This is a genomic window from Paraburkholderia sediminicola, assembly GCF_046027825.1.
In the GTDB taxonomy this organism is placed as follows: domain Bacteria; phylum Pseudomonadota; class Gammaproteobacteria; order Burkholderiales; family Burkholderiaceae; genus Paraburkholderia; species Paraburkholderia sediminicola_D.
Map to the genome: position 1 here is coordinate 1 of NZ_JAQQDU010000249.1, position 695 is coordinate 695.

A 695-nucleotide genomic window follows, 5' to 3' on the forward strand; every position below is an offset into this window, starting at 1 on the left:
CCCGCGATAGCCCGTGATCATGCAATCTCGTGCTGTTTCGGCAACCAGCAGGCGGGTGCACAAGGGGCAGGCGGGTGTATATATCAGCCTATGTTCCGGTTGCAGCCCATAAATTGAGGTGCTGCAGACAAAACCGCCAGATTTAGCACGAAAAGGACGAAGACCCCAGTCAGGCGTGTGTGAAGCACGTCATCAAACCCGAGAGCGTTGCACATATCCGCGGGAGGCTGGCTATGGCTGCTGAATTGTTGCGAATAAATAATGATTATCAAGCGACGAAGCACACTGAGATAAGCGCCAGCGCCTTTGTCGAAAAGTGGGGGCCCAACGGAAAAGCATCTCGACTCGGTGAGCGAGCCGGGGCGCAAGCTCATTTCCTAGATCTGTGCCGTCTCTTCGGAGTCCCTACACCGGACGATCCGGAGACATATTGCTTCGAGAAAGGATTCCGCGGCATTATCTCTGGCCGCGGATTCGCTGATGTCTGGAAACGCGACCATTTCGGATGGGAATACAAGGCGCCAGGTGGGGATCTCGGCGCCGCTCTTCAGCAGCTAGTTCAATATGCTCTTCCACTAGAAAATCCGCCGCTGCTCGTTGTGAGTGACCGTCTGAGGACAGAGGTTCACACTCATTTTACGGGACATCCCTCCACCAAGACGTCTTTCACTGTTGTTTTGCACTGAATCCTGACG

Annotated in this window: 1 protein-coding gene; it reads left to right on the forward strand. The window is 54.4% G+C overall.

Features of this window, described 5'->3' with window-relative positions:
- Positions 1-233: 233 nt before the first annotated feature.
- Positions 234-686, forward strand: coding sequence for a hypothetical protein (locus tag PQQ96_RS42125; RefSeq protein WP_408303345.1), 453 nt, complete (start codon positions 234-236; stop codon positions 684-686).
- The last annotated feature ends 9 nt before the right edge of the window (positions 687-695 follow it).

Coding starts and splice junctions, on each gene's coding strand:
- PQQ96_RS42125 (WP_408303345.1), top strand. CDS start 234: ATGGCTGCTGAATTGTTGCGAATAAATAATGATTATCAAGCGACGAAG.